Source organism: Microbispora rosea (assembly GCF_044460045.1).
In the GTDB taxonomy this organism is placed as follows: domain Bacteria; phylum Actinomycetota; class Actinomycetes; order Streptosporangiales; family Streptosporangiaceae; genus Microbispora; species Microbispora rosea.
Genome location: NZ_JBITJO010000006.1, coordinates 63,922 through 86,422, shown reverse-complemented (window position 1 = coordinate 86,422; position 22,501 = coordinate 63,922). Strand labels below are relative to the sequence as shown.

The following is a 22,501-nucleotide window of genomic DNA, read 5'->3' as shown; positions in this document are numbered from 1 at the left end:
GGATGTCCGGCGGGCCATGGCGGGCCTACCCTCCTCGCGAAGGAGGGCAGATCATGATCTACCGGCTCGTCTGGCAGGCCACGACGGTGGCGCATTTCCTCGTCATCGCCTACATCGCCCTGGGCGGCTTCCTCGCCTGGTGGCGGCCCCGGCTCGTCTGGCCGCACCTCGCGCTGTGCGCCTGGGGGCTGGTGCAGCTCTCCGGGCTCGTGGAGTGCCCGCTGACCGCGTTGGAGAACTGGGCGCGGGCCAGGGCGGGGGAGCGCGGGCTGCTGCCCGGCGGCTTCATCGACACCTACATCGAGGGCGTCGTCTATCCGGAGGCGTACGTGTGGCACGTGCGGCTGGCGGTGATCGCCGTCGTGCTCGCCTCCTGGGCGGGTCTCGCGATCAGGATCCGCCGACGCCGCAGACGTCCTGCGCGTACGACAGGAACGTCTGCTGCACCGGAGCCGGAGGCGTCGCGATGAGATAACGTTTTTCGCCGCCGCCCACGGTGCCGTAGATCGGGAACAGGTAGGCCTTCTTGGCCTCGGCGAAGGCGTGCCAGTCGCAGCGCATGGGGGTGACCTCCACCGGGATCTCCAGCCGTGTGGCGTCCGCCGCGAGCACCGCCACCGGCCGGCGACCGCCGGAACGGGGCAGCATCGTGTAGTGCGTGGTGGCGCCGAGGTCGTCGATGGTGACCGGCTCCGACCCGCCCTTCCTGGTGACGACGAGGTTCCCGCGGAGGGTCCGGCCCACGCGGGTCCAGGTGTCCCCGAACGTCACGTCCACCGACTGGCGCAGGATGTAGGCCCCGCACTCGGCCTTCACCAGCCCGTCCAGGGTGGGATCGGGGTGGTGGACCGGGAACTCCACCTTGCGTAAGGCCCCGTCCCCGACCTGGACGTGCGCCACGACCGTGGCCGGGCGCACCGGCGGGATCTTCTCCGGGTCGCAGCGCGCCTCGCCGTACGGGATCCGCAGGTCCGTGCGCGGCGTCCTGCCGAGGGCGGTGTCCACGCGGGTCGGCGGGAGCGTCGCGAACGAGGCCGTGACAAGTTGGACGTCCTGGAAGCGCACGCGCGTGCCGGTGTCGTTGCGCACGGACACCTCAAGGTCGTGGGATGTCTCGTCGCTGCGCCACTGGTTGAGCGATACCGAAACACCCGTCGGCGGCGCCGCCGATTCGGTAGCCTGGCCTCCGCACGCGGCCAGGGTGAACAGCGCCGTTATTACCCCCCAGGTCCGGGTACGTCCCATGACTGCCAAGGCTAGGGCACGCGGGTGATCGCGTGAAGTGTCTGAACATTAGGCGACAGCTGTGTGCGCCGTCACTGCAAGTGGTCTGTACCAATTAGGGTAGTGCTGTGAGTCGTCGAGCAAAGATCGTCTGTACCCTCGGGCCCGCCACCTCCTCACCGGAGCGCCTACGCGAGCTCATCAAGGCGGGCATGAACGTCGCCCGCTTCAACCTCTCGCATGGCAGCCACGAGTTGCACAAGGAGGTGTTCGACCGGGTCAGAGCCGCCGCCGACGAGCTGGGCTGCGCCGTGGGCGTCCTCGCCGACCTCCAGGGTCCTAAGATCCGCGTCGGGCGTTTCGCCTCCGGTCCCGTTCGGCTCGGCTTCGGCGACGTCTTCACGATCACGACCGAGGACGTCCCCGGCGACCGTGACATCGTCTCCACGACGTACGAGGGCCTGCCGGGCGACGTCAAGCCCGGCGACACGATCCTCGTGGACGACGGCCGGCTGAACCTCGAGGTGACCGCGGTCGAGGGGCCGCGCGTCGTCACCCGTGTCGTCATCGGCGGCATGATCTCCGACAACAAGGGTCTCAACCTCCCCGGCGTCGCCGTAAGCGCTCCGGCGCTCACGGAGAAGGACGAGGAGGACCTGCGCTGGGCTCTGCGCACCGGCTTCGACATGATCGCCCTGTCGTTCGTCCGCTCGCCGGACGACGCCGCGCTCGTCCACGCGATCATGGAGGAGGAGGGCGTCAGGCTCCCGCTCCTCGCCAAGGTCGAGAAGCCGCAGGCCGTCGACTGCCTCGAGGAGATCGTGGACGCCTTCGACGGCGTGATGGTCGCCCGCGGCGACCTCGGCGTCGAGCTGCCGCTGGAGCAGGTGCCGATCGTCCAGCGCCGCATCGTCGAGCTGTGCCGCGAGAAGGCCCACCCGGTCATCGTGGCCACCCAGATGCTCGACTCGATGATGAGCGCCCCCCGGCCCACCCGCGCCGAGGCCTCCGACGTCGCGTACGCCGTGATGGACGGCGCGGACGCGGTCATGCTGTCCGGCGAGACCTCGGTGGGCAACTACCCGATCGAGTCGGTCTCCACGATGGCCCGTATCGCGGTCGCCGCCGAGGGCACCACGCTGCAGGCCACCCACACGCTGGACCGCCTGCCCGAGACGACCGGCGGAGCCATCGCCCGCGCGGCGGCCGAGGTCGGCGCGATCGTCGGGGCCAAGGCCCTGGTGGCGTTCACGATGTCGGGCGAGACCGCCCGGCGGCTGGCCCGTTACCGCTCGCCGATCCCGCTGCTGGCGTTCACCTCCAACCCGCAGGTGCGCGGCCAGCTCGCGCTGACCTGGGGTGTGGAGACGTTCGAGGTGCCGTTCGTGCACCACACCGACGACATGGTCCGCCAGGTGGAGGCATCGCTGCTGTCGCTCGGCGTCTGCGAGAAGGGCGACAAGGTCGTCGTCGTGGCCGGCTCGCCGCCCGGCAACCACGGCTCCACCAACGCCCTGCGCGTCCACACCATCGGCTCGGCGGTCGCCCACCCGTCGACCTGACCCCGGCGGGCGGCCGGGTCCCCGGGCTACGCGGCCTGGGGCACCCGGCGGTGGGAGAAAACCCCTTGAAGGCGCGGCGCCCTTCGACGGAGCATGGCAGGAGCGAGTCGACATTTCCTGTCAGATGCCGGAGGAGCGCTGCGCCCGTTGATGGACTCCCCTCAGGAACCCGGGCCCGACGCGAGCGACGGCGCTGGTCACCGGTCGCCATGGCGCTCGCTGTGGCGATTGCGGTCCTATCTGCGTCCGTACGTGCCCAGCCTGGTGGTGTCCTGGATCGCCGCGCTGCTCGGGATCGCCGCGGGCACGGTGATCCCGCTGGTGAGCAAGGAGATCATCGACGGCCCGGTGGCCCACGGGGACCTCGGCGGGCTGGTCCCGCTCGGGCTGCTGGCCCTCGGCCTCGGCGTCGCCGAGGCCGTTCTCACGTTCGTCCGCCGCTGGTCCCAGGCCGGGCCGGTCCTCGGCCTCGAGACCGCGATCCGGGACGACCTCTACCGGCACCTCCAGCGGCTGCCGATGAGCTTCCACGACGGATGGCAGTCGGGCCAGCTGCTCTCCAGGGCGACGACGGACCTGTCGGCGATCCGCAGGTTCCTCGGCTTCGGCATGCTCTTCCTGATCATGAACATCCTGCAGCTCACCGCGGTCACCGTGGTGCTCCTGCGGATGTACTGGCCGCTCGGCCTGCTCGTCGCCGTCTCCGCCGTCCCGGTCGTGATCCTGTCGCTGCGGTTCGAACGGCGCTACATCGTCATCTCCCGTCAGGTGCAGGACCAGCAGGGCGACCTCGCCACGCTGGTCGAGGAGTCGGCCGTGGGAATCCGCACGGTCAAGGCGTTCGGGCGGCGTGAGCACGTCTTCGCGAACTTCGCCGCCGCCGCCCGCGACATTCGCCGCACCTCGCTGGCGAAGGTGCGGCTGGCCTCCCGGTTCTTCACCTTCCTCGAAGTCGTGCCGAACGTCACGCTCGCCCTGATCCTGCTGCTCGGCGCGATCGCGGTCGGCGCCGGCGCGCTGACGCTCGGCACCCTGGTCGCCTTCACCACGCTGGTCCTCCAGCTCGTCTGGCCCGTCGCCTCGCTCGGCTACATCCTCGCCATGGGCCAGGAGGCCATGACCTCGGCCGACCGGGTGGTCGAGGTGCTCGACACGGTGCCCGCGATCAGCGGCGGCCCGGGCGTGATCGAGCGCCCGCGCGGCCACGTGCGCTTCGAGGGCGTCGGGTTCCGCTTCCCCGGCGCCGACCGGCCGGTGCTGCGCGACGTGTGGCTGGAGGTGCGGCCGGGGGAGACCGTCGCTCTCGTGGGGGCCACCGGGTCGGGCAAGACGACGCTCACCGCGCTCGTGCCCCGCCTGCTCGACGTCACCTCCGGCCGCGTCACCGTGGACGGGCACGACGTGCGGGACCTGTCGCTGACCTCGCTGCGCTCGGTGGTGGCCACGGCGTTCGAGGAGCCGACGCTGTTCTCGATGAGCGTCCGCGAGAACGTGACGCTCGGCCACGGGCACGCCGCCGAGGAGGAGATCAGGCAGGCCCTGGAGATCGCGCAGGCGACGTTCGTCTACGACCTGCCGTGGGGGCTCGACACGCGTATCGGAGAGCAGGGGATGTCGCTGTCGGGCGGTCAGCGGCAGCGGCTCGCGCTGGCCAGGGCGGTCCTCGGCAGGCCGCGGGTGCTCGTCCTCGACGACACCCTGTCGGCGCTCGACGTGGAGACCGAGGCGCTGGTCGAGGAGGCGCTGCGGCGGGTGCTCGCCGAGGCGACCGGCATCGTCGTTGCGCACCGCGCCTCGACCGTGCTGCTCGCCGACCGGGTGGCGCTGCTGCGCGACGGCACCGTCACCCACATCGGCCGCCACGGCGACCTGCTGTCGGCCGTGCCGGAGTATCGCGAACTGCTCGCCCAGGACGCCGATCTCGACCCCGAGGGATCGATGCGATGACCCAAGGGACCGCTGACGGCGGAGGCGAAGCGGGGAACACCGAGCGAGTCGGAGAGGCGCGCCGCCGGTCTGGACTGAGGAGCGCGCGGGAGCGGAGCGACCAAGCGCGACGAGGGAAGCGCTCACCGCGCGTCTCCGGCACGACCCCCGCGGATAAGAGCGCCTCGACGAGCGAAGCGGGGGACACCGTGTGGCGCGGGGTCGCCGCCGAGAGCCGGGACGAGATCTCCGAGCGGGTCTCCCTGCTGCTGCGCACCCGGTCGCGCCGCCTGCTCGGCGACCTGCTGCGCCCGCACCGCCGGGCGATCGCCGTGCTCACGGCGGTCATCGTGGTGTCCAACGCCGCCGGGCTGGCCCTGCCGTACCTCGTGAAGGCGGGCATCGACGACGGGATCCCGCCGATGCTGCGGGGGCAGGGCGCGGGCACGCTGCTCGCGATCGTCGGCGCGGTGCTGGCCGCCACGCTCACCCAGGCGCTCACCCGGCAGGCGTTCCTGCAGATGTCGGGCCGGATCGGGCAGGACATCCTGCTGGAGCTGCGCCGCCGGGTCTTCGACCACTTCCAGCGCCTGTCGCTGTCGTTCCACGAGAAGTACACCTCGGGGCGGGTCATCTCCCGGCTCACCTCCGACGTGGACGCGATCGCCGAACTGCTCGACTCCGGTTTCGACGGCCTGGTCACGGCCGTGCTCACGCTGTGCGGCACCGCGGTCATGCTGCTCGTGCTCGACGTCCGCCTCGGCCTGGTGGCGTTGCTGCCGCTGCCGGTCCTGCTGCTGTTCACCCGGTGGTTCCGCCGCCAGTCGAGCGTCACCTACCGCCGTACGCGGGAGGCGGTGGCGCTGGTCATCGTGCACTTCGTGGAGTCGATGACCGGGATCCGGGCGGTGCAGGCGTTCCGGCGGGAGCCGCGCAACCAGGAGATCTTCGAGCGGCTCAACGCGGACTACCGCGTCGCCAACACGCGGGGCATGCGCCTGGTCGCCGTGTTCATGCCCGGCATCAAGCTGATCGGCAACCTCACCGTCGCCGCCGTCCTGCTGTACGGCGGCCTGCTGGCGCTGCGCGGCACGGTCACGGTCGGCGTGCTCGCGGCGTTCCTGCTCTATCTGCGCCAGTTCTACGAGCCGATGCAGGAGATCTCGCAGTTCTACAACGCGCTGCAGTCGGCCGGGGCGGCGCTGGAGAAGCTGTCGGGCGTGCTGGAGGAGCGGCCCTCGGTGGCCCCGCCCCGCCGCCCGGTGCCGCTGCCGCGCGCCGCGGGGGCGCTGCGTTTCGAGGCCGTCCGGTTCGCCTATCCCAGCGGCCCGCCGGTGCTGCCGCTGCTCGACCTGGAGATCCCGGCAGGGCAGACCGTGGCCGTCGTCGGCACCACGGGCGCGGGCAAGACCACCCTGGCCAAGCTCATCGCCCGGTTCCACGACCCGGTCGCCGGACGGGTGCTGCTCGACGGCGTGGACCTGCGCGACCTGGACGAGAACGCGCTGCGCCGCCATGTGGTGATGGTCACCCAGGAGAACTACCTGTTCAGCGGGACGGTCGCCGACAACGTGCGGTTCGGGCGGCCCGGCGCGCCGGATTCGGAGATCGAGCGGGCCGCGGAGGCCATCGGAGCCCACACGTTCGTCTCCGCGCTGCCGGACGGATTCGAGACGCAGGTCGGCAAGCGCGGCGGACGCATGTCGGCGGGGCAGCGCCAGCTCGTCGCGTTCGCCCGGGCGTTCCTCGCCGATCCGGCCGTGCTGATCCTGGACGAGGCCACCTCCAGCCTCGACGTGCCCAGCGAGCGCCTCGTCCAGCGGGCACTGCGGACGATCCTCGCCGACCGGACCGCGCTGATCATCGCCCACCGTCTGTCCACCGTGGAGATCGCCGACCGGGTGCTCGTCATGGAGCACGGCCGGATCGTGGAGGACGGCCCGCCGGACCGCCTGATCGCCGGCGCCGGCCGGTTCGCCCGTCTCCACCGTGCCTGGCTCGACAGTCTCGCCTGACCTCTGCCGTCGCCGGCTACTCCCGGGGTCTTAGCCCGGCCGGCCGGGCTGATCCCGGTGGGGTAGCGGCAGATGACTCCGTGGGTGGGACGCCGCCGGGCTCCGGCCGGACGACGATTGGCAGTCATGGAAACCCCACAGAGGTATATCCACGGGGCGGCGTTGCTGGCCACCGGCCTGCTCGCGGGCGCGTTCGGGTACGGCGCGGCCAACGTGATCCCCACGTTCGGGGCCGTTCCGCTGGATGTGCGCCTGACCTTCCACACCACGATGATGAAGGTCAACGAGCCGATCATGCAGAGCGCGATGGCGCTGGCCATCCTCACCACCTTCGGTCTGGCGATCGCCGGTCGCGGCCGGGTGCGCGTGCTGGCGCTCGGTGCCGGTGCGCTGGCGCTGACCTCGCTGCTCGTCACCGTGTTCGGCAACGTCCCGCTGCACGCGCGGTTCCGGGAATGGGCCGCGGGTCCGGTGCCGGACGGCTACGCCGAGGTCTTCCGGCGGTGGGAGCTGTTCCACGACCTGCGCACCCTGACCGCGCTGGCCGCCTTCGCCTTGATCATCACCATCGCCGTCGTCCATCGGCCCTCCGGCCGCTGAGGAGAACGCCCATGTTCCGTTCCACCATGACCGTCCTGACCAGCAAGGATCCGACCCCGCGGACCGAGGCTCACCTGCGTGCCCGGGTCGCGTCCGACGCACGGGTGCGGCGCGTCGGCTCGATCATCCGGACGGTGACGCCGTGAACATCACCCTCATCGGCTCCACCGGCCGCACCGGGCGCTACGTCCTGGCCGAGGCGTTGCGCCGCGGTCACCGTGTCACCGCCTTCACCCGCAACGCCGCGGCCCTGGAGGCGCGGCCGCACGCCGTCGTCGAGGGCGACGGCCGAGACCTGGAGAAGATGCGCACGGCGGTGGCGGACGCGGACGCGGTGATCTCCATCATCAACGGCGGCGACAGCCGCGACCCGCATCGCGCGGCCGAGGCCACCCGCACCGTCATGCGGGCCATGACCGAGACCGGGGTGGAGCGGCTGATCGTCACCACTCCCTACCCGATCGTCGCCCGCAGGCCGTTCCTGCTGATCTGGCTGCTGCACCGCCTGCTGGCCACCCAGTACGCCGACGCCCGCGACCTGGAGCAGGCCGTGACCACCGGCGACCTGGACTGGACCATCGTCAGGCTGACCCGGCTCACCGACCGGCCCGCCACCGGGACGGCCGTGATCCGCCGCGAGCTGCTGGGCACGCCGCGTTCCCTGACCAGGGCGGACGTGGCGACCACTCTTCTGGACATCGCCCAGGAGGGTCACCTGAGCCGCGTGGCGGTCAACGTCCAAGGCCGCTGAGCCGGCCACACGGTCACGCCGGGGGCGAGGGGAGGAGCAGGCGTTCCATGGCGGGGCGCAGGGGCGGGCCGATCTCGACGGGGCGGCGGGTGTGCCGGTCCACGAAGACGTGCGTGAAGTCGCCCTCGGCGACCAGCGTGTCCCCGGCGAACAGGGCGAGTTCGTAGCGGACGCTGGATCGGCCGAGGTGCCCGATCCGCAGCCCCACGCTGATCACCTGCGGGAAGGACACCGAGGCGCGGTAGGAGCAGCGCGACTCCACGCACAGCCCGATCGCCGGGCCCTCGTGGATGTCCAGCCCGGCCTCCTCGATCAGCCAGGTGTTGATCACGGTGTCCATCAGCGAGTAGTGCACGACGTTGTTGACGTGCCCGTAGACGTCGTTGTCCTTCCAGCGGGTGGGCACGTCATGCCAGTGGCGATACGCCGCCCGGTCGTTCACAGGCCCGTTCACAGCCCCGTTCACAGTCCGAGGTCCCGCCCGATGATCTCGCGCATGATCTCGTTGGACCCCGCCCAGATCCGGGTCACCCTGGCGTCCGCCCAGGCCCGCGCCACCCGATACTCCTTCATGTAGCCGTAGCCGCCGTAGAGCTGCACGCAGGCGTCGATCACCTGGTTCTGCACCTCGGCGGTCCACATCTTGGCCTTGGCCGCGTCGATCGCCGTCAGCTCCCCGGCGGTGTGGGCGGCCACGCACTGGTCGACGTACGCCCGGGTCACCTCCACCTTCGTCACCAGGTCGGCGAGGGTGAACTTGTTGTACTGGAAGCTGCCGATCGCCTGGCCGAACGCCCTGCGCTCCTTCACGTACGACATGGTCTCAGCGAGCACGGCGGCGGCGTGGGCGAGGTTGGTGACGGCGCTGCCGAGCCGTTCCTGGGGGAGGCGCTCCATCATGGCGACGAACCCCCGGTCCACCTCGCCGATCACGTTGGCGGCCGGCACCCGCACGCCCTCGAAGAACAGCTCGGCCGTGTCGGCCTCCGGCTGGCCGATCTTGTCGAGCTTGCGCCCCCGGTGGAAGCCGGGCATGCCCTCCTCGACCGCGAACAGCGTGATGCCCTTGGCCCGCTTCTCCGGGCTGGTCCGCGCCGCCACCACGACGAGGCCGGCCTGGTAGCCGTTCGTGATGAACGTCTTGGAGCCGTCGATGATCCAGTCGGAGCCGTCCCTGACGGCGGTGGTGCGCAGCGCCGCCAGGTCCGACCCGCCGCCCGGCTCGGTCATGCCGATCGCGGTGATCAGCTCTCCCGAGCAGAACGGCGGCAGCCAGCGCTTCTTCTGCTCGTCCGTCGTCAGGTCCACCAGGTAGGGCGCGACCACGTCGAAGTGGATGCCGAAACTGGACGCCAGAGCCATGCCGACCCCGGCCAGCTCCTCGATGAGCACGGCGTTGAAGCGGTAGTCGCCCGCCGCCGCGCCGTCGTACTCCTCGGGGACCTCAAGGCCGAGGAGTCCCTGCCGTCCGGCCTCCCGCCACACCTCGCGGTCGATCAGCCGGCGCTCGATGAACTCCTCGGCCCTCGGGGCGACCGAGCGGATCACGAACTGCCGCACGGAGTCGCGGAAGGCCTCGTGGTCCTCGCCGTAAATGGTGCGTCGCATCGATTCTCCAGACGATTATTCGGTAGAGGGACTCTAGCGAGTCACCTCCGGCGCGGACGCGGCGGCCGTCGCCCCTCAGCCCACCGGAACCGGGTAGTCCTTCGCCAGCCCGGAGACCTCCGCCTCCCTGAAGACCACCGCGCCGCCGAGCGCCGCCTTGTCGGGCTTGAGCACGTAGGACGACCGGGAGGCCGGCTTGTCGAAGAACGTGAAGTCCATCGGCGTGCCGAAGTCGCCGCCGAAGCCCGACTGCGAGCGGTGCGCGTTCAGTACGCCGTCCCGGGTGAGGTCCTTGGCCTCGCACGCCTTCTTCATCGCCTCGTCCACGATCATCGCGGCGCTCCAGCCGGTGGGCACGCCGCTGTCGAGCGTCTCGCCGGGATACTTCGCCTGGTAGTCGGCCACCAGCCGCTGCATCGCCGCGTTCCCGGCGCTGACCGGCGTCCCCGCCGACACGTAGTAGAAGTCCTTCAGCAGGGCCGGCCCGGCCGGGGTCGCGAGGAGCTGCGGAGAGTAGGCCGAGTTGCTGCCGACGAACGGCACGTCCATCCCCTTGGCCAGGGACACGCCGACCAGCGAGGCCGTCTGCCGGGGCCCCACCGAGACGAGGACGGCCTTCACCCCGGCCGCCTTGAACGCCGCCACCTGGGCGCTCATGTCCTGGTCGGTCGCCTTGATCTTCTGCTCGACGATCTGCAGGCCGAGCTTGCCCGCGGCGTACTTCGAGCCGTTGAGCGAGCTCTCGCCGTAGTCGCCCTCGAAGTACAGGTGCCCGATCTTGTCGCCGGACGTGATCCCCTTCTCCTTCGTGAGGAACTCGACGGCATTGATCATGTCCACGTCGTACGTCGTGCCGGTCACCTGGATGGCCCGGCTGCCGAGCAGCGTGGTCGCCCACGCCATCGGGATCGTGAGCAGCTTGTCGCCGTCGATGCGCTGCTTCAGCGCCGTGATCATCGGGGAGCCGATGAACTGCGCGATCGCCGCCGACTTGGGCGCGACCTCGGTGTAGGCGGCCACGGCCTTCTGCGTGTCGTAGCCGTGGTCGCGGACGACCAGCTCGTACTTGCGGCCGCAGACCCCGCCGGCGGCGTTGACCTGGTCGAAGTACAGCTGCTGCGCCTGCGTCTGGCTCTTGCCGAACGACGCGTACGGACCGGTCAGGTCGGTGAGCGCGCTCACGGTGATCGTGGTGGCCGTGACGCCGGGGCCGGTCTTGACTCCGTCACCGCCGGCCGCTCCGGCGCCTTCGCCTCCGCCACCGCCCGTGGCCTTGCCGCTCGCGCATCCCGCCGCCGAGGCCGCGACGGCCAGGGACAGCAGGGCTAACGCCGCGACGCCGGCGCGGGTGCCGATTTTGCCCATCTGAGCTCCTTGAGTCGAACGCGGCCGAGCCGCGTGGCGAGCCCGGCCAGACCGCCGGGCAGGAACAGCACCACCGCGACGACGGCGGCGCCGTAGAGGATCCGCGCGGCCTCGGCGGGGGAGACCCCGCCGGAACCCGGCTCGGCCACCAGCGGCAGGGCGTCGCTGTAGCGCGTGAGCAGCTGGGGGAGCAGGGAGACGAACGCGGCCCCGGCGACCGCCCCGGCGACCGACCCCAGGCCGCCGATCACGATCATCGCGAGGTAGTCGAGCGACAGCAGCATGCCGAAGTAGTCCGGCACGACCTGCTGGAAGACCAGGGCGACGAGCACCCCGGCGAGCCCGCCGTACATGGACGACAGGACGAACACGCCCGCGCGGTATCGGGCGACGGGCACGCCCATCACCCCCGCGGCGATCTCGTGGTCCCTGATCGTGTTCATCGCCAGCCCGGGACGGCCGCGCAGCACGCCCCTGGCGAACACGGCCGCGCCCGCGAGCAGCGCGATCCCGAGGAACCACAGCCGTTCGAGCGAACCGAACGGCACGTTCAGCACCACGAGCTCCGGAGTGTCGGCGAAGACGAGGCCGAACAGCTCCATCGGCGGCACCGGCCGTCCGTTGAAGCCGCCGGTCACCGGTTCCGCGTTGAACAGGATGTGCTGGCCGACGAAGATCAGGGCGAGGGTGGCGATGCCCAGGTAGGCGCCCCTGAGGCGGCCGGCGATCGGGCTGAACAGGCCGCCGGACACCCCCGCGACGATCACCGCGGCCACGGCCGCGAGCGGCGTCGGCAGCCCCAGGTCGGTCGACAGGAAGACGTAGGAGTACGCCCCGACCGCGAGGAAGAAGGCGTGCCCCAGGGACAGCTGCCCGGTCGCCCCGGTGAGCAGGTTGATCCCGATCGCGCCGATCGCCGCGGACATCGCGAACAGCCCCGCCTGCAGCCAGAACCCCTCCAGGTAGAAGGGCACCGCGACGGACACCATGACGGACACCGCGAGCACCGCGAGCCGCAGCACGGCCCGGAGGGGTTGTGCCGTGCCACGCGCGGGCCAGGGCGTGCTGAGGGCGGGCGTGCTGAGGGCGGGCGTGCTGAGGGCGGGCGTGCTGGGGGCGGGCGCGCCGGGCTCGGGAGTCCCTGCTGCGGGCGAGTCGCGTCCGGGCGTCGCCGCCGTGGGCGTGGGTTCAGACACGGGCCGGCTCCTTCGTGCCGAACAGCCCGGAGGGCCGCAGCAGCAGGATCACGATCATCACGAGGAACGGCGCCGCGTCGCCGATGCCGCGGCCCAGGAAGGCGAGCTCGCTCTGGTAGCCGCTCATCAGCGTCTCGGTGACGCCCACGATCAGCCCGCCGGCCAGCGCGCCGGTGGTCGAGTCGAGCCCGCCGAGGATGGCGGCGGGGAACGCCTTCATCGCCGCCGCGGCCGTACCCCGGTCCAGGCCCGGCGTGGGGAAGACGCACAGGAACATCGCCGCGACCGCGGCCAGCGCCCCGGCGACGGCCCACGCGCTGAGCGAGACCCGGCCGAGCCGCACGCCCATCAGCGCGGCGGTCTCCGCGTCCTCGGCCGTCGCGCGCATCGCCACGCCCCAGCCGGTGAACTTGAAGGCGAGCAGGAACGCCACGATCAGCGCGGCGGCGACCGCGAGGGCGACGACGCGGGTCTCGGCGACCGTGACCGGGCCGAGGCGCAGCACCCGGTCGCCCCAGGGGTCGCCGAGGGCGAGCACCTCGGTGCCGATCCGGCGGGTGAGCTCGGTCGTCAGCAGGATGTCCACGCCGATCGTGACGATGGCCAGCACGCCGCGCGAGCCGACGTGCGCCCGGCGCAGGATCAGGAACTCCACCAGCGCGCCGACCAGGGCCGCCGCGGCGATCCCGGCCGCCAGCGCCGCCCAGAACCCGATCAGCGGGTGCAGCCGGGCGATCACGTAGCCGCCGGCCAGCAGCAGCGACGCATGCGTGAAGTTGACGACCTCGGTCGCCTTGAAGATCACCACGAAGCCGAGCGCGATCAGCGCGTACACGGCTCCGACCGAGATGCCGTTGACGAGCAACTCCAGGAAGACCGCCATCACGCCTGCCCCCGCTCACCGGAGGGGCGGCCGAAGTCGCCGAGATAGGCGCGGATCACCTCGGGGTCGCGCTGGACCTCCTCGGGCGGCCCGTCCGCGATCCGCCTGCCGAAGTCGAGCACGGTCACCGCGTCGGCGATCCGCATGACCACGCCCATGTCGTGCTCGACCAGCAGGATCGAGATGCCGAGGCTCTCGCGCACCGACTCGATGAGGCCGGCCATCTCCCGCCGCTCGCCGCCGTTCATCCCCGCCACCGGCTCGTCCAGCAGGAGCAGCCGCGGCTCCATGCACAGCGCCCGGGCCAGCTCCACCCGCTTCTGCACGCCGTATGGCAACAGCCCCACCGGGATGGACAGCGCGTCGCCGACGCCCGCGAACTCCGCGATCTCCGTCACGCGCGCGCCGTGCCGTACGGCCTCGCGCCTCGCCGTGGGCAGCCGCAGGCCGGCCGAGACGAAGCCGGCACGGGTCAGGCGGTGCCGGCCGAGCATGAGGTTGTCGCGGACCGTCAGGTGCGGCGACAGGGCGATGTTCTGGAACGTCCGCGCCACGCCCAGCGCGGCCACCTGGTGCGGGCGCAGCGAGGTCAGCTCGGCGCCGCCGAAGCGCACGCCGCCCGAGGTGGCGCGGTAGACGCCCGACAGCACGTTGAAGCAGGTGGACTTGCCCGCGCCGTTCGGGCCGATCAGCGCGTGCACGCTGCCGGGGGCCACGGTGAAGCTCACCGCGTCGAGGGCGGTGAGCCCGGCGAAGCGCACCGTCACCTCGCTGACCACGAGTTCCGCCGGGCCGTCGCCGACGGCCGTACCGACCGGTTGGTTTCTGAGGGGTATGCGTCGCCGCCTCGTCGGGTGTGCGCGCGGCTCGCCGCGGCGGTGGGTCATGCCGTCCATCTCGCCAGCCTGGTCCTCTCGTGCCTCGCGGGCCTCTCATGCTCTTCCGGGGCGGAGCCGGGCTCGGTACCGACCGGTCGGTCTGTATCGGTCGCGCCGACACCGAGATAGCGGCGGCGCACCTCGTCGCTGGCCGCCAGGTCCGCCGCCGGTCCCGACAGCGCCACCTCGCCGACCTCCAGCACGTACGCCCGCTCGGCCAGCGCGAGCGCCATGGCCGCGTTCTGCTCCACCAGCAGCACCGACATCCCCTGGGCGTTGATCTGCCGCACGGTGTCGGCGATCCGGGCCGCCATCAGCGGCGCGAGCCCGAGCGTGGGCTCGTCGAGCAGCAGCAGCGACGGCCCGGCCATGAGCGCCCGGCCGATCGCCAGCATCTGCTGCTCGCCGCCCGACAGCAGGCCCGCCCGCTGGTGCGCCCGCTCGGCCAGCACCGGGAAGAGGTCGAGCACCCGCTCACGGGCCGTCGCCGCGCGCCTGCCCGGCACGCCCAGCGCTCCGGCGCGGAGGTTCTCGGCCACCGTCATCCGGGCGAACACCCGTCGCCCCTCCGGCACCTGGACCACGCCGCGCCGCACGACGGCCGCGGCCGGCACTCCGTCGAGCCGGGACCCGCCGAAGGCGACCGTCCCCGACGTGATCGCGCCTCGGTGGAATCGCAGCGTCCCCGAGACGGCCCGCAGCAGCGTCGTCTTACCCGCGCCGTTCGCGCCGAGCACCGCGGCCACCGCACCCCAGGGCACGGACAGGTGGACGCCCCGCAGGGCGCGTACGGGGCCGTACCGCACCTCCAGGCCCCTGATCTCGAGGCCGCCGGTCTTCTCGGGGGCCGTGATCCGCGGGCCCTCGCTCCTTGGGCCGCCGGTCTCCGGGCCCGCCTCACCAGACATCCGCGCCTCCTGTGACTTCGATGAAGGCACACCCAACCCACCGTGGTCGAGGGCCGTCCAGCGCCGGAGGTCAAGTCGGGACCCCAGCCCATGCCCGCCGGTCGTGCCCTGTGCTCCAGCACAATCCCGCATCACGAAACGAAAACCGAACCTTGTTCCGGACGCTGACGGCTGGCACATTCGGGGCATGAGGTCCAGGACGGACGCCGAGGTCCGGGAACTGCTGCGGACCTCCGCCGCAGGCCTGCTGGAACGGCTCCCCGAGCTCGCCGACGAGCTGGTGAAGCGCGGCAGGGACAGCGACGAGGCCTACCGCATGACGGTCCCCTTCGAGGACCACTGGAAGAGCACCCACGAGGGGCTGCGCGTGGGCATCACCGCGATCCTGCAGCCCCGGCACGAGCGGCGCGACGTCGCGTACGCCCAGACGGTCGGGCGCAGGCGGGCCGAGTTCGGGCTCCCGCTGGACTCCCTCATGCGCAGCTACCGCCTGGCCGCGCAGGTCACCTGGAACGGCGTCATCGACATCATCGGCGACCAGGGCCAGGAGCGGCTGCCCGCCCTGCTGCGCAGCGCCACCCACGTGTGGCACGCCATCGACCGCCAGGCCGTGGCGGCGGCCGACGCCTACCGCCGCCGGGAGAACGAGCTGCTCGGGCGGACCAACCAGCGCGTCAACGCCATGCTCGACGCGCTCCTGGAGGGCCGCGCCGACCCGGCGGTGGCGGGCGTGGCGGCCGGGGCACTCGGCCTGCCGGAGCACGGCCGCTATGCGGTCGTCACAACGCGGCTGCCCGCGCAGCCCGACCGGGTGCACCGCCCCGACGAGATCGGCGGGCTGCGCTTCCTGTGGCGCATGCGCCCGGACCTGGAGATGGCCGTGGTGTACCTCGGCGACCGGGAGCTGGACGACCTGGTGGCCGCGATCACCCCGGTCGTCTGCGCGAGCGCCGGCGTCAGCCCGGTGGTGGAGAGCCTCGCCGACCTCGGCACGGCCCGCCGGCTGGCGGAGGTGGCCATGCGCACCTGCTCGGGGACCGCGCCGGAGATCGCGCGGCTCGACCGGCGGCTGCCCGCCGCCCTGGTGGTCTGCCAGCCGGAGCTGGCCGGGCACCTCGCGGGCGGCGTCCTCGGCCCGATCATCGCCTCGCCCGACGGCGGCGTGCTGCTCGCGACACTGGAGGCGTGGCTGCGCTGCGAGGGATCGGCCGTCCGGGCGGCGGTCGAGCTCTACTGCCACCGCAACACCGTCTTCAACCGCGTGCGCCGCATCGAGCAGCTCACCGGCCGGTCGCTGGCCCGTCCCCTGGACGTCGTCGAGCTCTCCCTCGCCCTCGACGCCGTCCGTCTCCTCCCCGGCACCTGATCTCTTGCATTCAGGGTGACGTGCCGGTTACAGCGCGTATCATCTGGCCCACTGTGGCTCTCTTGGCGTTACTCGTGGGCAGCGTCGTGTGGTGGCTCGGCGGCGACGGTGAGAGCTTCGACATCATCCGGCAGATGATCGAGTTCCTGTGACCGTTCCTCGTGGTGTCCGGTCTGGAAACCGCGAAGCCGGAAACCGCGAAGGCCGGGCGCCCGATTCCATCGGGAGGTCCCGGCCTCACTTCCGCGACCCCAGCGGGGTCCGGCGGTCACAGTATGTCACCGCATACAGCTGGAGCGCGACCACGCCCCCTCGTCGTCCTGGTGGCTTCTCAGGGGGCCACTTTTGGCGCAAGTGCCCCGAGTGGGATTCGAACCCACACTGAATGGATTTTGAGGCCATCGACTCTGCCGATTGGTCTATCGGGGCTATTTCCGGATTTGTCCGGTTTTGGCAATGGGTACCACACAGCAGTCGATCTTGCTTCGAGATCGCTTAGGGCATCCCCTGCCGTGGTCCTAATGTAGCGGACGTCGGTAACCTCTTGTGCGTGAGTACGCAGCGGCGAGTGGTGATCGCGGAAGACGAGGCGCTGATCCGCCTCGACCTGAAGGAGATGCTCGAAGAGGACGGTTACGCCGTGGTCGGCGAGGCCGGCGACGGCGAGACGGCGGTCAAACTCGCCGTGGAGCTCCGCCCAGATCTGGTGATCCTGGACGTCAAGATGCCCGTGCTCGACGGGATCTCCGCGGCCGAGCGCATCGTCTCGGAACGCATAGCGCCGTGCCTCATCCTCACCGCGTTCTCGCAGCGCGACCTGGTCGAACGGGCCAGGGACGCGGGCGCGATGGCCTACCTGGTCAAGCCGTTCACCAAGGGCGACCTGGTGCCGGCCATCGAGATGGCGGTCAGCCGGCACGAGGAGCTCGCCGCGCTGGAGAAGGAGGTCTCCACGCTGTCGGAGCGGCTGGAGACCAGGAAGCTCGTGGAACGGGCGAAGGGCCTGCTCATGGCCCAGCACGGGTGGACCGAGCCGCAGGCCTTCCGGTGGATCCAGAAGGCGTCGATGGACCGGCGCATGAGCATGCGCCAGGTGGCCCAGGTCGTGGTCAACGAGAACGGCGGCGAGGTCCAGCCACCCGCCTGATCGTCGCCCTGCTGATCGCGGAGAAGAAGACTCCTGGTCAGGGGCCGTCCCGCTAAGTTGAGGAGTTATTACGACTCCGCATCCAAGTGCGGACAGTTCTGATGCATCCCTGGTCGGGGCATGCCCCGCCTATGTACCTTTCAGCCATTCGATCGGGACCAGTCGGGAGCGCTGACGATTCCCGGGCCTGGATGAAGGAGATGCTTCATGATCCGCATTGCCCCCCTCGGGCGGGCGCTGGCCGTCGCCGCAGCCGCCAGCCTCGCGCTGACGGCCTGTGGCGGTGGTGAGGACAGCGCCGCGCCGGCTTCCTCGGCGCCGGCGGCCGAGTCCTCGGCACCCGCTGCCGCCACCGCCCAGGGCGATGGCGTTCTCACCGTCGGCACGCTGCTGCCGCAGACCGGCTCGCTCGCCTTCCTCGGCCCGCCGGAGTTCGCGGGTGTCGGGCTGGCGGTCAAGGAGATCAACGACGCCGGTGGTGTCCTCGGCAAGCCGGTGACTCAGATCGACACCGACTCGGGTGACACGTCGACCAACATTGCGTCCCAGTCTGTCGACAAGTTGCTGCAGCAGAAGGCCGACGTGGTCATCGGTGCCGCCTCGTCCTCGGTGTCGCTGTCGGTCATCGACAAGATCACCGGTGCGGGCGTTGTCCAGATCTCGCCGGCGAACACCTCGGACCAGTTCACCACGTACAACGACAAGGGCCTGTACTTCCGTACGGCTCCGCCGGACGTGCTGCAGGGCCGTGTCCTCGGCGACCTCATCCTCGCCGACGGCAACGACACGGTCGGCATCCTGGCCCTCCAGGACGCGTACGGCACCGGCCTCGCGGACAACGTGCAGAAGGCGGTCGAGGGCGGCGGCGGCCAGGTCGTGGAGAAGGTCATCTACGACCCGAAGGCGGCCGACTACTCGGCGGACGTCGCCAAGATCAAGGAAGCCAACCCGAAGGCCGTCGCGCTGATCGGCTTCGACGAGACCAAGAAGATCATTCCTGAGCTCGTCAAGCAGGGCCTGACCGCCAAGAAGGTGAAGTACTACTTCGTCGACGGCAACCTGTCCAACTACGGCACGGGCAAGGACGGCTTCCCCAAGGGCACGCTCGACGGCGCCAAGGGCACCCAGCCGGGCGCCCAGGTCTCGGACGACTTCAAGGCCAAGCTGAAGACGATCGACCCGAACCTGAAGGACTACAACTACGGTCCCGAGTCGTACGACGCGACGATCCTGACCGCGCTCGCGGCGATCGCCGCCAAGAGCGACGCGCCCGCGGACATCGCGGCCCACCTGGCCGAGGTCTCCACCGGCGGGGAGAAGTGCAAGGACTTCAAGTCCTGCAACGACCTGCTGACGGCGGGCAAGGACATCGACTTCGACGGCGCGTCCGGCCCGATCGAGTTCAACGAGGCCGGTGACCCGGCCGAGGCGACGATCGGCATCTACGAGTACGGCGCCGACAACACCAACAAGAACATCGCCTTCAACACCGGCAAGATCGCCGGCTGATAGCGAGCACGAGGGGCCCGCTCCCATGGAGCGGGCCCTTTCCGCGTCCCAGGAGCTTGCTGGGACGTGGAGAAGCAGGCGTCTCGCCGCGGGTCAGGAATGGCCGTGGCGGGTCAGGAACGGCCCTGGCGGGTCAGGAACGGCCGCAGGCGGTGAGGACGGCGGCGGACGCCTTGCGATACCGGCGGAGCAGGTCCGTACGCAGGGAACCGGCCGTGCCGGCCCGGGACAGGGTCTCGGCGAGCCCGTCGATGGTCGTGACGGCGGCCGAGGCGGAGGCCGGCAGGTGCGGGCCGTACATCGACAGGGTGCCGCGCAGATAGCCGAAACGGCCGCGTACGTCCCCGTCCCAGTGCTGGGCGTCCTCCTGCCCCGCCGGCAGCAGCGACAGCCCCAGATAGCCGATGGCGGACACCACGCGGGCGCAGGGGTCGTCTCCGGCCTTCGCGCCGGTGACGTAGACCGCGCCGCTGGTCTTCCCGTACACGGTGCTCATGGACGAGACAACGGCGCCCGGCGACGCGTCGGGCTCCGGGGACGGCGACTGGCAGGCGGACAGGCCCACCGCGAGCGCCGAGGCGACCAGTGCCGTGCGGAGGGGGGTTCGGGTCATACGGCCCATTGTCGCCCCCGCGGTCGCCGATCAGATGGAGATCAGGTCACAGACATACGACGAGGGCCCCGGCGGATCCCTCCGCCGGGGCCCTCGTGCGAGCGGCTCAGGCCCGGGCGAGCGTGCCCAGGTAGAGCTGGATGACCTTCGGGTCGTTGATCAGGTCGCGACCGCTGGCCATGTAGGCGTTGCGGCCCTGGTCGAGCACGTAGCCGCGGTGGCAGATCTGCAGGCAGCGGCGCGCGTTCTGCTCCACCATGATCACGGTCACGCCGGCCTTGTTGATCTGCTGGGCCTGGATGAAGACCAGGTCCTGCAGCTTGGGCGACAGACCCGCGGACGGCTCGTCCAGGAGCAGGACCGACGGCTCGGTCATGAGCGCCCGGCCCATGGCGACCATCTGCCGCTCACCGCCGGACAGCGAGCCGGCGCGCTGCTTGCGGCGCTCCCGGAGGGCGGGGAAGATCTCGCAGACGAACTCGAACCGCTCCTTGAACTTGCCGGGCACCTGATAGGCGCCCATCTCCAGGTTCTCCTCGATGGTGAGGCTGGGGAAGACGTTGTTCGTCTGCGGGACGTAGCCGACCCCGCGGGCCACGAGCGAGTGCGCCTTGAGGCTGGTGATGTCCTCGCCGTTCAGGGTGACCGAGCCGCTGCGCACCGGCACGAGCCCGAACAGGGTCTTCAGCAGGGTCGACTTGCCGGCGCCGTTCGGGCCGATGATGCCGATCAGCTCGCCCTTCTTCACGTACAGGTCGGTGCCGTTGAGGATGTTGACGCCGGGGATGTAGCCGGCGTACAGCTCGTCGGCCCGCAGCAGCGCGTTCTCGGCTCCGGCGAGGTGGTCGGAGCGGTCGACGACGGCCGCCCCCGAGACGGGCTCGGCGCCGTCCTCGTCCGCCGCCGCGACGGGCGCGGGCACGCCGCCGTCCGCCGTGGCGACATCCGGCGTGCCGGTGCGGTCCTGCCGGTCGGCCTCGTCCGGCGTGGGCGTGCGGTCCGGCTCTGCGGGGTTCTCCGGCGTGGGGGCGCTCATGCCTTCTCCTCGATCTCGGACTCCAGCTCGGCCTCGGCCTCCTGCAGCTGCTCCTCGAACTCCTCGCTGGACATCGGCGCGTCGTGGTGGGCGCCCAGGTAGGCGTCGATCACGCGCGGGTCCGACATGATGGTGTCCGGCGGCCCTTCCGCGATCACGGCGCCCTGGGCCATCACGATCACCCAGTCGCTGATGTCGCGGACCATGTCCATGTCGTGCTCCACGAAGAGCACGGTCATGCCCTCCTCGCGCAGGTCCTTCACGTGCCCGAGGAGCGACTGGGTCAGGGCCGGGTTCACACCCGCCATGGGCTCGTCCAGCATGACCAGCTCGGGGCCGACCATGAGGGCGCGCGCCATCTCCAGCAGCTTGCGCTGGCCGCCGGACAGCGAGCCGGCGAAGTCGTCGCGCTTGGCGTCGAGCTTGAAGCGCTCAAGGAGCTCCTCGGCGCGCTCGGTGATCTCGTCCTCCTGACGGCGCCAGCTGCCCGGGACCAGCGCGCGGAAGAAGTTCTCGCCGCGCTGGTTCTGCGCGCCGAGACGCATGTTCTCCATCACGGTGAGCTTCGACAGAGCCTTGGTGAGCTGGAACGTGCGGACCATGCCCGCACGGGCCACCCGGTGGGCGGGCACGCCCTTGAGCTGCTTGCCGTTGAACGCCCAGGACCCCTCGTCGGCGCTGTCGAAGCCGGTGAGCTGGTTGAAGAACGTGGTCTTGCCGGCGCCGTTCGGGCCGATCAGCGCAGTGATCGACCCGCGCTGGACCTCCACGTGGTCGACGTCGACGGCGGTGAGGCCGCCGAACCGGCGTACGACCTTGTCGACGACGAGGATGGGATCGGGCTTGGGCACGCCGGGCTCCTGGTCGAGGCCCGCGAAGGCGGCCAGCGCCGCCGCTTTCCTGCCCGGGGTGGTGTCAGCGTGCATCGAGCGCGATCTCCCTCTTGTCACCGAAGATGCCCTGCGGCCGGAAGATGAGCAGGAGCATCAGGCCGAGACCGACCAGCATGAAGCGGACCGCGCCGATGTTGTTCACGGTGAACAACGAGGGGAGCAGCCCGGCGCTCACGGCCTCGCTGAGCGTGTTGCCGACGAAGACCAGCAGCACCCAGAAGATCGCGGCGCCGACGACGGGGCTGAAGACGCGGGCCGCGCCGCCGAGGATCACGATCGTGTACGCGTAGAAGGTGAACTCCGTGCTGAACAGGTCGGGCTGCACCGACGCCTGGCCGAGCGCGAACAGGAAGCCGCCGAGGCAGCCGACCACGCCGCCGAGCACGAGCGCCTGCATCTTGTAGGAGAAGACGTTCTTGCCGAGGCTGCGCACGGCGTCCTCGTCCTCGCGGATGGCCTTGAGCACGCGGCCCCAGGGGCTCTTCATGAGCAGGTAGACCAGCCCGCAGGCGATCGCGATGAGCACCCAGCCGACGGTCAGCACCCACGTCACCCGCTCGTTGAAGCTGATCGGGCCGATGCCGTACGTGCCGGGGGAGTAGGGGTTCATCGCGAAGAAGTCGCCGGAGAAGTTCTGCCGGCCGTCCGAGCCGCCGAAGACGCTGCTGAACTTGACCGACCTGAAGATGAGCCGGACGATCTCGGCCGCCGCGATGGTGACGATGGCGAGATAGTCGGCGCGCAGGCGCAGGGTGGGGATGCCCAGCAGGAACGCCAGCACGATCGTGGCCGCCAGCCCGATCAGGATGCCGAGCCAGAACGGCAGGTGGAAGGTGGCCACGGTGACGGCCATGCCGTAGGCGGCGACGCCGAGGAAGGCCGCCTGACCGAAGTTCAGCAGCCCGGCGTAGCCGAACTGGATGTTGACGCCGATCGCGGCGAGCGCGTAGACGACGGTCTCCAGGCCGATCGAGGCCTTGACCGTGGTGACGAAAATGGTGTTCCAGTCCACGTGTGGTCT

22 protein-coding genes and 1 tRNA gene are annotated in these 22,501 nt (G+C 71.0%); 10 read left to right on the top strand and 13 right to left on the bottom strand.

The genetic code is table 11. From position 1 onward, the window contains the following. The first annotated feature begins 53 nt into the window (after window positions 1-53). Window positions 54-470, top strand: coding sequence for a DUF2784 domain-containing protein (locus tag ACIBK1_RS25240; protein WP_051762071.1), 417 nt, complete (start codon window positions 54-56; stop codon window positions 468-470). On the opposite strand, the gene ACIBK1_RS25235 is transcribed toward ACIBK1_RS25240, so the two are convergent. Then, a complete protein-coding gene (locus ACIBK1_RS25235) occupies window positions 391-1,245 on the bottom strand; it encodes a hypothetical protein (protein ID WP_156081047.1) in 855 nt (284 codons plus the stop codon). The two genes, ACIBK1_RS25240 and ACIBK1_RS25235, sit on opposite strands and share 80 nt — an antisense overlap. 107 nt (window positions 1,246-1,352) lie before the next feature. Here ACIBK1_RS25235 and pyk point away from each other — a divergent pair, with 107 nt between their 5' ends. The 6 genes from pyk to ACIBK1_RS25205 all read left to right on the top strand — a co-directional run bounded on the left by pyk (window position 1,353) and on the right by ACIBK1_RS25205 (window position 8,078). After that, window positions 1,353-2,786 (top strand): pyruvate kinase, encoded by a 1,434-nt coding sequence (pyk, locus tag ACIBK1_RS25230; RefSeq protein ID WP_030509982.1) that lies wholly within the window; start codon window positions 1,353-1,355, stop codon window positions 2,784-2,786. Window positions 2,787-2,936: 150 nt separating this feature from the next. Beyond that, on the top strand, window positions 2,937-4,733 hold the full coding sequence (locus tag ACIBK1_RS25225; protein WP_396738120.1) for an ABC transporter ATP-binding protein: 1,797 nt from the start codon (window positions 2,937-2,939) through the stop codon (window positions 4,731-4,733). 188 nt (window positions 4,734-4,921) lie between these two features. Further along, window positions 4,922-6,727: an ABC transporter ATP-binding protein gene (locus ACIBK1_RS25220; RefSeq protein WP_396738117.1), complete on the top strand. Its 1,806-nt coding sequence runs from the start codon at window positions 4,922-4,924 to the stop codon at window positions 6,725-6,727. A gap of 126 nt (window positions 6,728-6,853) precedes the next feature. Continuing rightward, window positions 6,854-7,327 (top strand): anthrone oxygenase family protein, encoded by a 474-nt coding sequence (locus tag ACIBK1_RS25215; RefSeq protein WP_030509985.1) that lies wholly within the window; start codon window positions 6,854-6,856, stop codon window positions 7,325-7,327. An 11-nt stretch (window positions 7,328-7,338) separates the two neighbouring features. Beyond that, window positions 7,339-7,473 (top strand): hypothetical protein, encoded by a 135-nt coding sequence (locus ACIBK1_RS25210; RefSeq protein WP_269321803.1) that lies wholly within the window; start codon window positions 7,339-7,341, stop codon window positions 7,471-7,473. After that, the gene (locus tag ACIBK1_RS25205) at window positions 7,470-8,078 is read left to right on the top strand and encodes an NAD(P)-dependent oxidoreductase (RefSeq protein WP_051762072.1); all 609 of its coding nucleotides are present in this window, start codon (window positions 7,470-7,472) and stop codon (window positions 8,076-8,078) included. The genes ACIBK1_RS25210 and ACIBK1_RS25205 overlap by 4 nt, the downstream gene beginning before the upstream one ends. A 13-nt stretch (window positions 8,079-8,091) precedes the next feature. Here ACIBK1_RS25205 and ACIBK1_RS25200 read toward each other — a convergent pair whose 3' ends face one another. The 7 genes from ACIBK1_RS25200 to ACIBK1_RS25170 all read right to left on the bottom strand — a co-directional run bounded on the left by ACIBK1_RS25200 (window position 8,092) and on the right by ACIBK1_RS25170 (window position 14,916). Beyond that, window positions 8,092-8,532, bottom strand: a complete 441-nt coding sequence (locus tag ACIBK1_RS25200; protein ID WP_363533662.1) for an acyl-CoA thioesterase — start codon at window positions 8,530-8,532, stop codon at window positions 8,092-8,094. Between the two features lie 8 nt (window positions 8,533-8,540). Beyond that, window positions 8,541-9,686, bottom strand: coding sequence for an acyl-CoA dehydrogenase family protein (locus ACIBK1_RS25195; protein ID WP_396738112.1), 1,146 nt, complete (start codon window positions 9,684-9,686; stop codon window positions 8,541-8,543). 75 nt (window positions 9,687-9,761) lie between these two features. Then, complete coding sequence (locus ACIBK1_RS25190; protein WP_030509989.1) at window positions 9,762-11,051, bottom strand: ABC transporter substrate-binding protein; 1,290 nt, start codon at window positions 11,049-11,051, stop codon at window positions 9,762-9,764. Next, entirely contained in the window at window positions 11,012-12,040 is a 1,029-nt protein-coding gene (locus tag ACIBK1_RS25185; protein WP_197042770.1) for a branched-chain amino acid ABC transporter permease, read from the bottom strand. The genes ACIBK1_RS25190 and ACIBK1_RS25185 overlap by 40 nt, the downstream gene beginning before the upstream one ends. 199 nt (window positions 12,041-12,239) lie before the next feature. After that, window positions 12,240-13,130, bottom strand: a complete 891-nt coding sequence (locus ACIBK1_RS25180) for a branched-chain amino acid ABC transporter permease (protein WP_030509991.1) — start codon at window positions 13,128-13,130, stop codon at window positions 12,240-12,242. Further along, on the bottom strand, window positions 13,130-14,026 hold the full coding sequence (locus ACIBK1_RS25175) for an ABC transporter ATP-binding protein (RefSeq protein ID WP_396738109.1): 897 nt from the start codon (window positions 14,024-14,026) through the stop codon (window positions 13,130-13,132). The genes ACIBK1_RS25180 and ACIBK1_RS25175 overlap by 1 nt, the downstream gene beginning before the upstream one ends. Further along, a complete protein-coding gene (locus ACIBK1_RS25170) occupies window positions 14,014-14,916 on the bottom strand; it encodes an ABC transporter ATP-binding protein (protein WP_396738106.1) in 903 nt (300 codons plus the stop codon). The genes ACIBK1_RS25175 and ACIBK1_RS25170 overlap by 13 nt, the downstream gene beginning before the upstream one ends. Window positions 14,917-15,103: 187 nt before the next feature. Between ACIBK1_RS25170 and ACIBK1_RS25165 the strand changes: the two genes are divergently transcribed. After that, the gene (locus ACIBK1_RS25165; protein WP_076432284.1) at window positions 15,104-16,282 is read left to right on the top strand and encodes a PucR family transcriptional regulator; all 1,179 of its coding nucleotides are present in this window, start codon (window positions 15,104-15,106) and stop codon (window positions 16,280-16,282) included. Window positions 16,283-16,637: 355 nt separating this feature from the next. Here ACIBK1_RS25165 and ACIBK1_RS25160 read toward each other — a convergent pair. Further along, a tRNA-Leu gene (locus ACIBK1_RS25160) sits at window positions 16,638-16,711 on the bottom strand. A gap of 121 nt (window positions 16,712-16,832) precedes the next feature. Here ACIBK1_RS25160 and ACIBK1_RS25155 point away from each other — a divergent pair. Together ACIBK1_RS25155 and ACIBK1_RS25150 are read left to right on the top strand one after the other, a co-directional pair. Then, window positions 16,833-17,429 (top strand): ANTAR domain-containing response regulator, encoded by a 597-nt coding sequence (locus tag ACIBK1_RS25155; protein WP_269321804.1) that lies wholly within the window; start codon window positions 16,833-16,835, stop codon window positions 17,427-17,429. Between the two features lie 207 nt (window positions 17,430-17,636). After that, window positions 17,637-18,938 carry an ABC transporter substrate-binding protein gene (locus ACIBK1_RS25150; protein WP_030509996.1) on the top strand — a complete coding sequence of 434 codons (1,302 nt, stop codon included), beginning with the start codon at window positions 17,637-17,639 and terminating at the stop codon, window positions 18,936-18,938. Between the two features lie 133 nt (window positions 18,939-19,071). Here the strand turns inward: ACIBK1_RS25150 and ACIBK1_RS25145 are convergent, their stop codons facing one another. From ACIBK1_RS25145 to ACIBK1_RS25130, 4 genes are all read right to left on the bottom strand, one after another. Then, window positions 19,072-19,551: a hypothetical protein gene (locus ACIBK1_RS25145; RefSeq protein WP_396738103.1), complete on the bottom strand. Its 480-nt coding sequence runs from the start codon at window positions 19,549-19,551 to the stop codon at window positions 19,072-19,074. A gap of 106 nt (window positions 19,552-19,657) precedes the next feature. Continuing rightward, window positions 19,658-20,587, bottom strand: coding sequence for an ABC transporter ATP-binding protein (locus tag ACIBK1_RS25140; protein ID WP_396738100.1), 930 nt, complete (start codon window positions 20,585-20,587; stop codon window positions 19,658-19,660). After that, window positions 20,584-21,513, bottom strand: a complete 930-nt coding sequence (locus tag ACIBK1_RS25135; protein WP_036407872.1) for an ABC transporter ATP-binding protein — start codon at window positions 21,511-21,513, stop codon at window positions 20,584-20,586. Before ACIBK1_RS25135 ends, ACIBK1_RS25140 begins: the two co-directional genes overlap by 4 nt. Next, window positions 21,503-22,492, bottom strand: a complete 990-nt coding sequence (locus ACIBK1_RS25130) for a branched-chain amino acid ABC transporter permease (RefSeq protein ID WP_030510000.1) — start codon at window positions 22,490-22,492, stop codon at window positions 21,503-21,505. Before ACIBK1_RS25130 ends, ACIBK1_RS25135 begins: the two co-directional genes overlap by 11 nt. Window positions 22,493-22,501 lie beyond the last annotated feature (9 nt).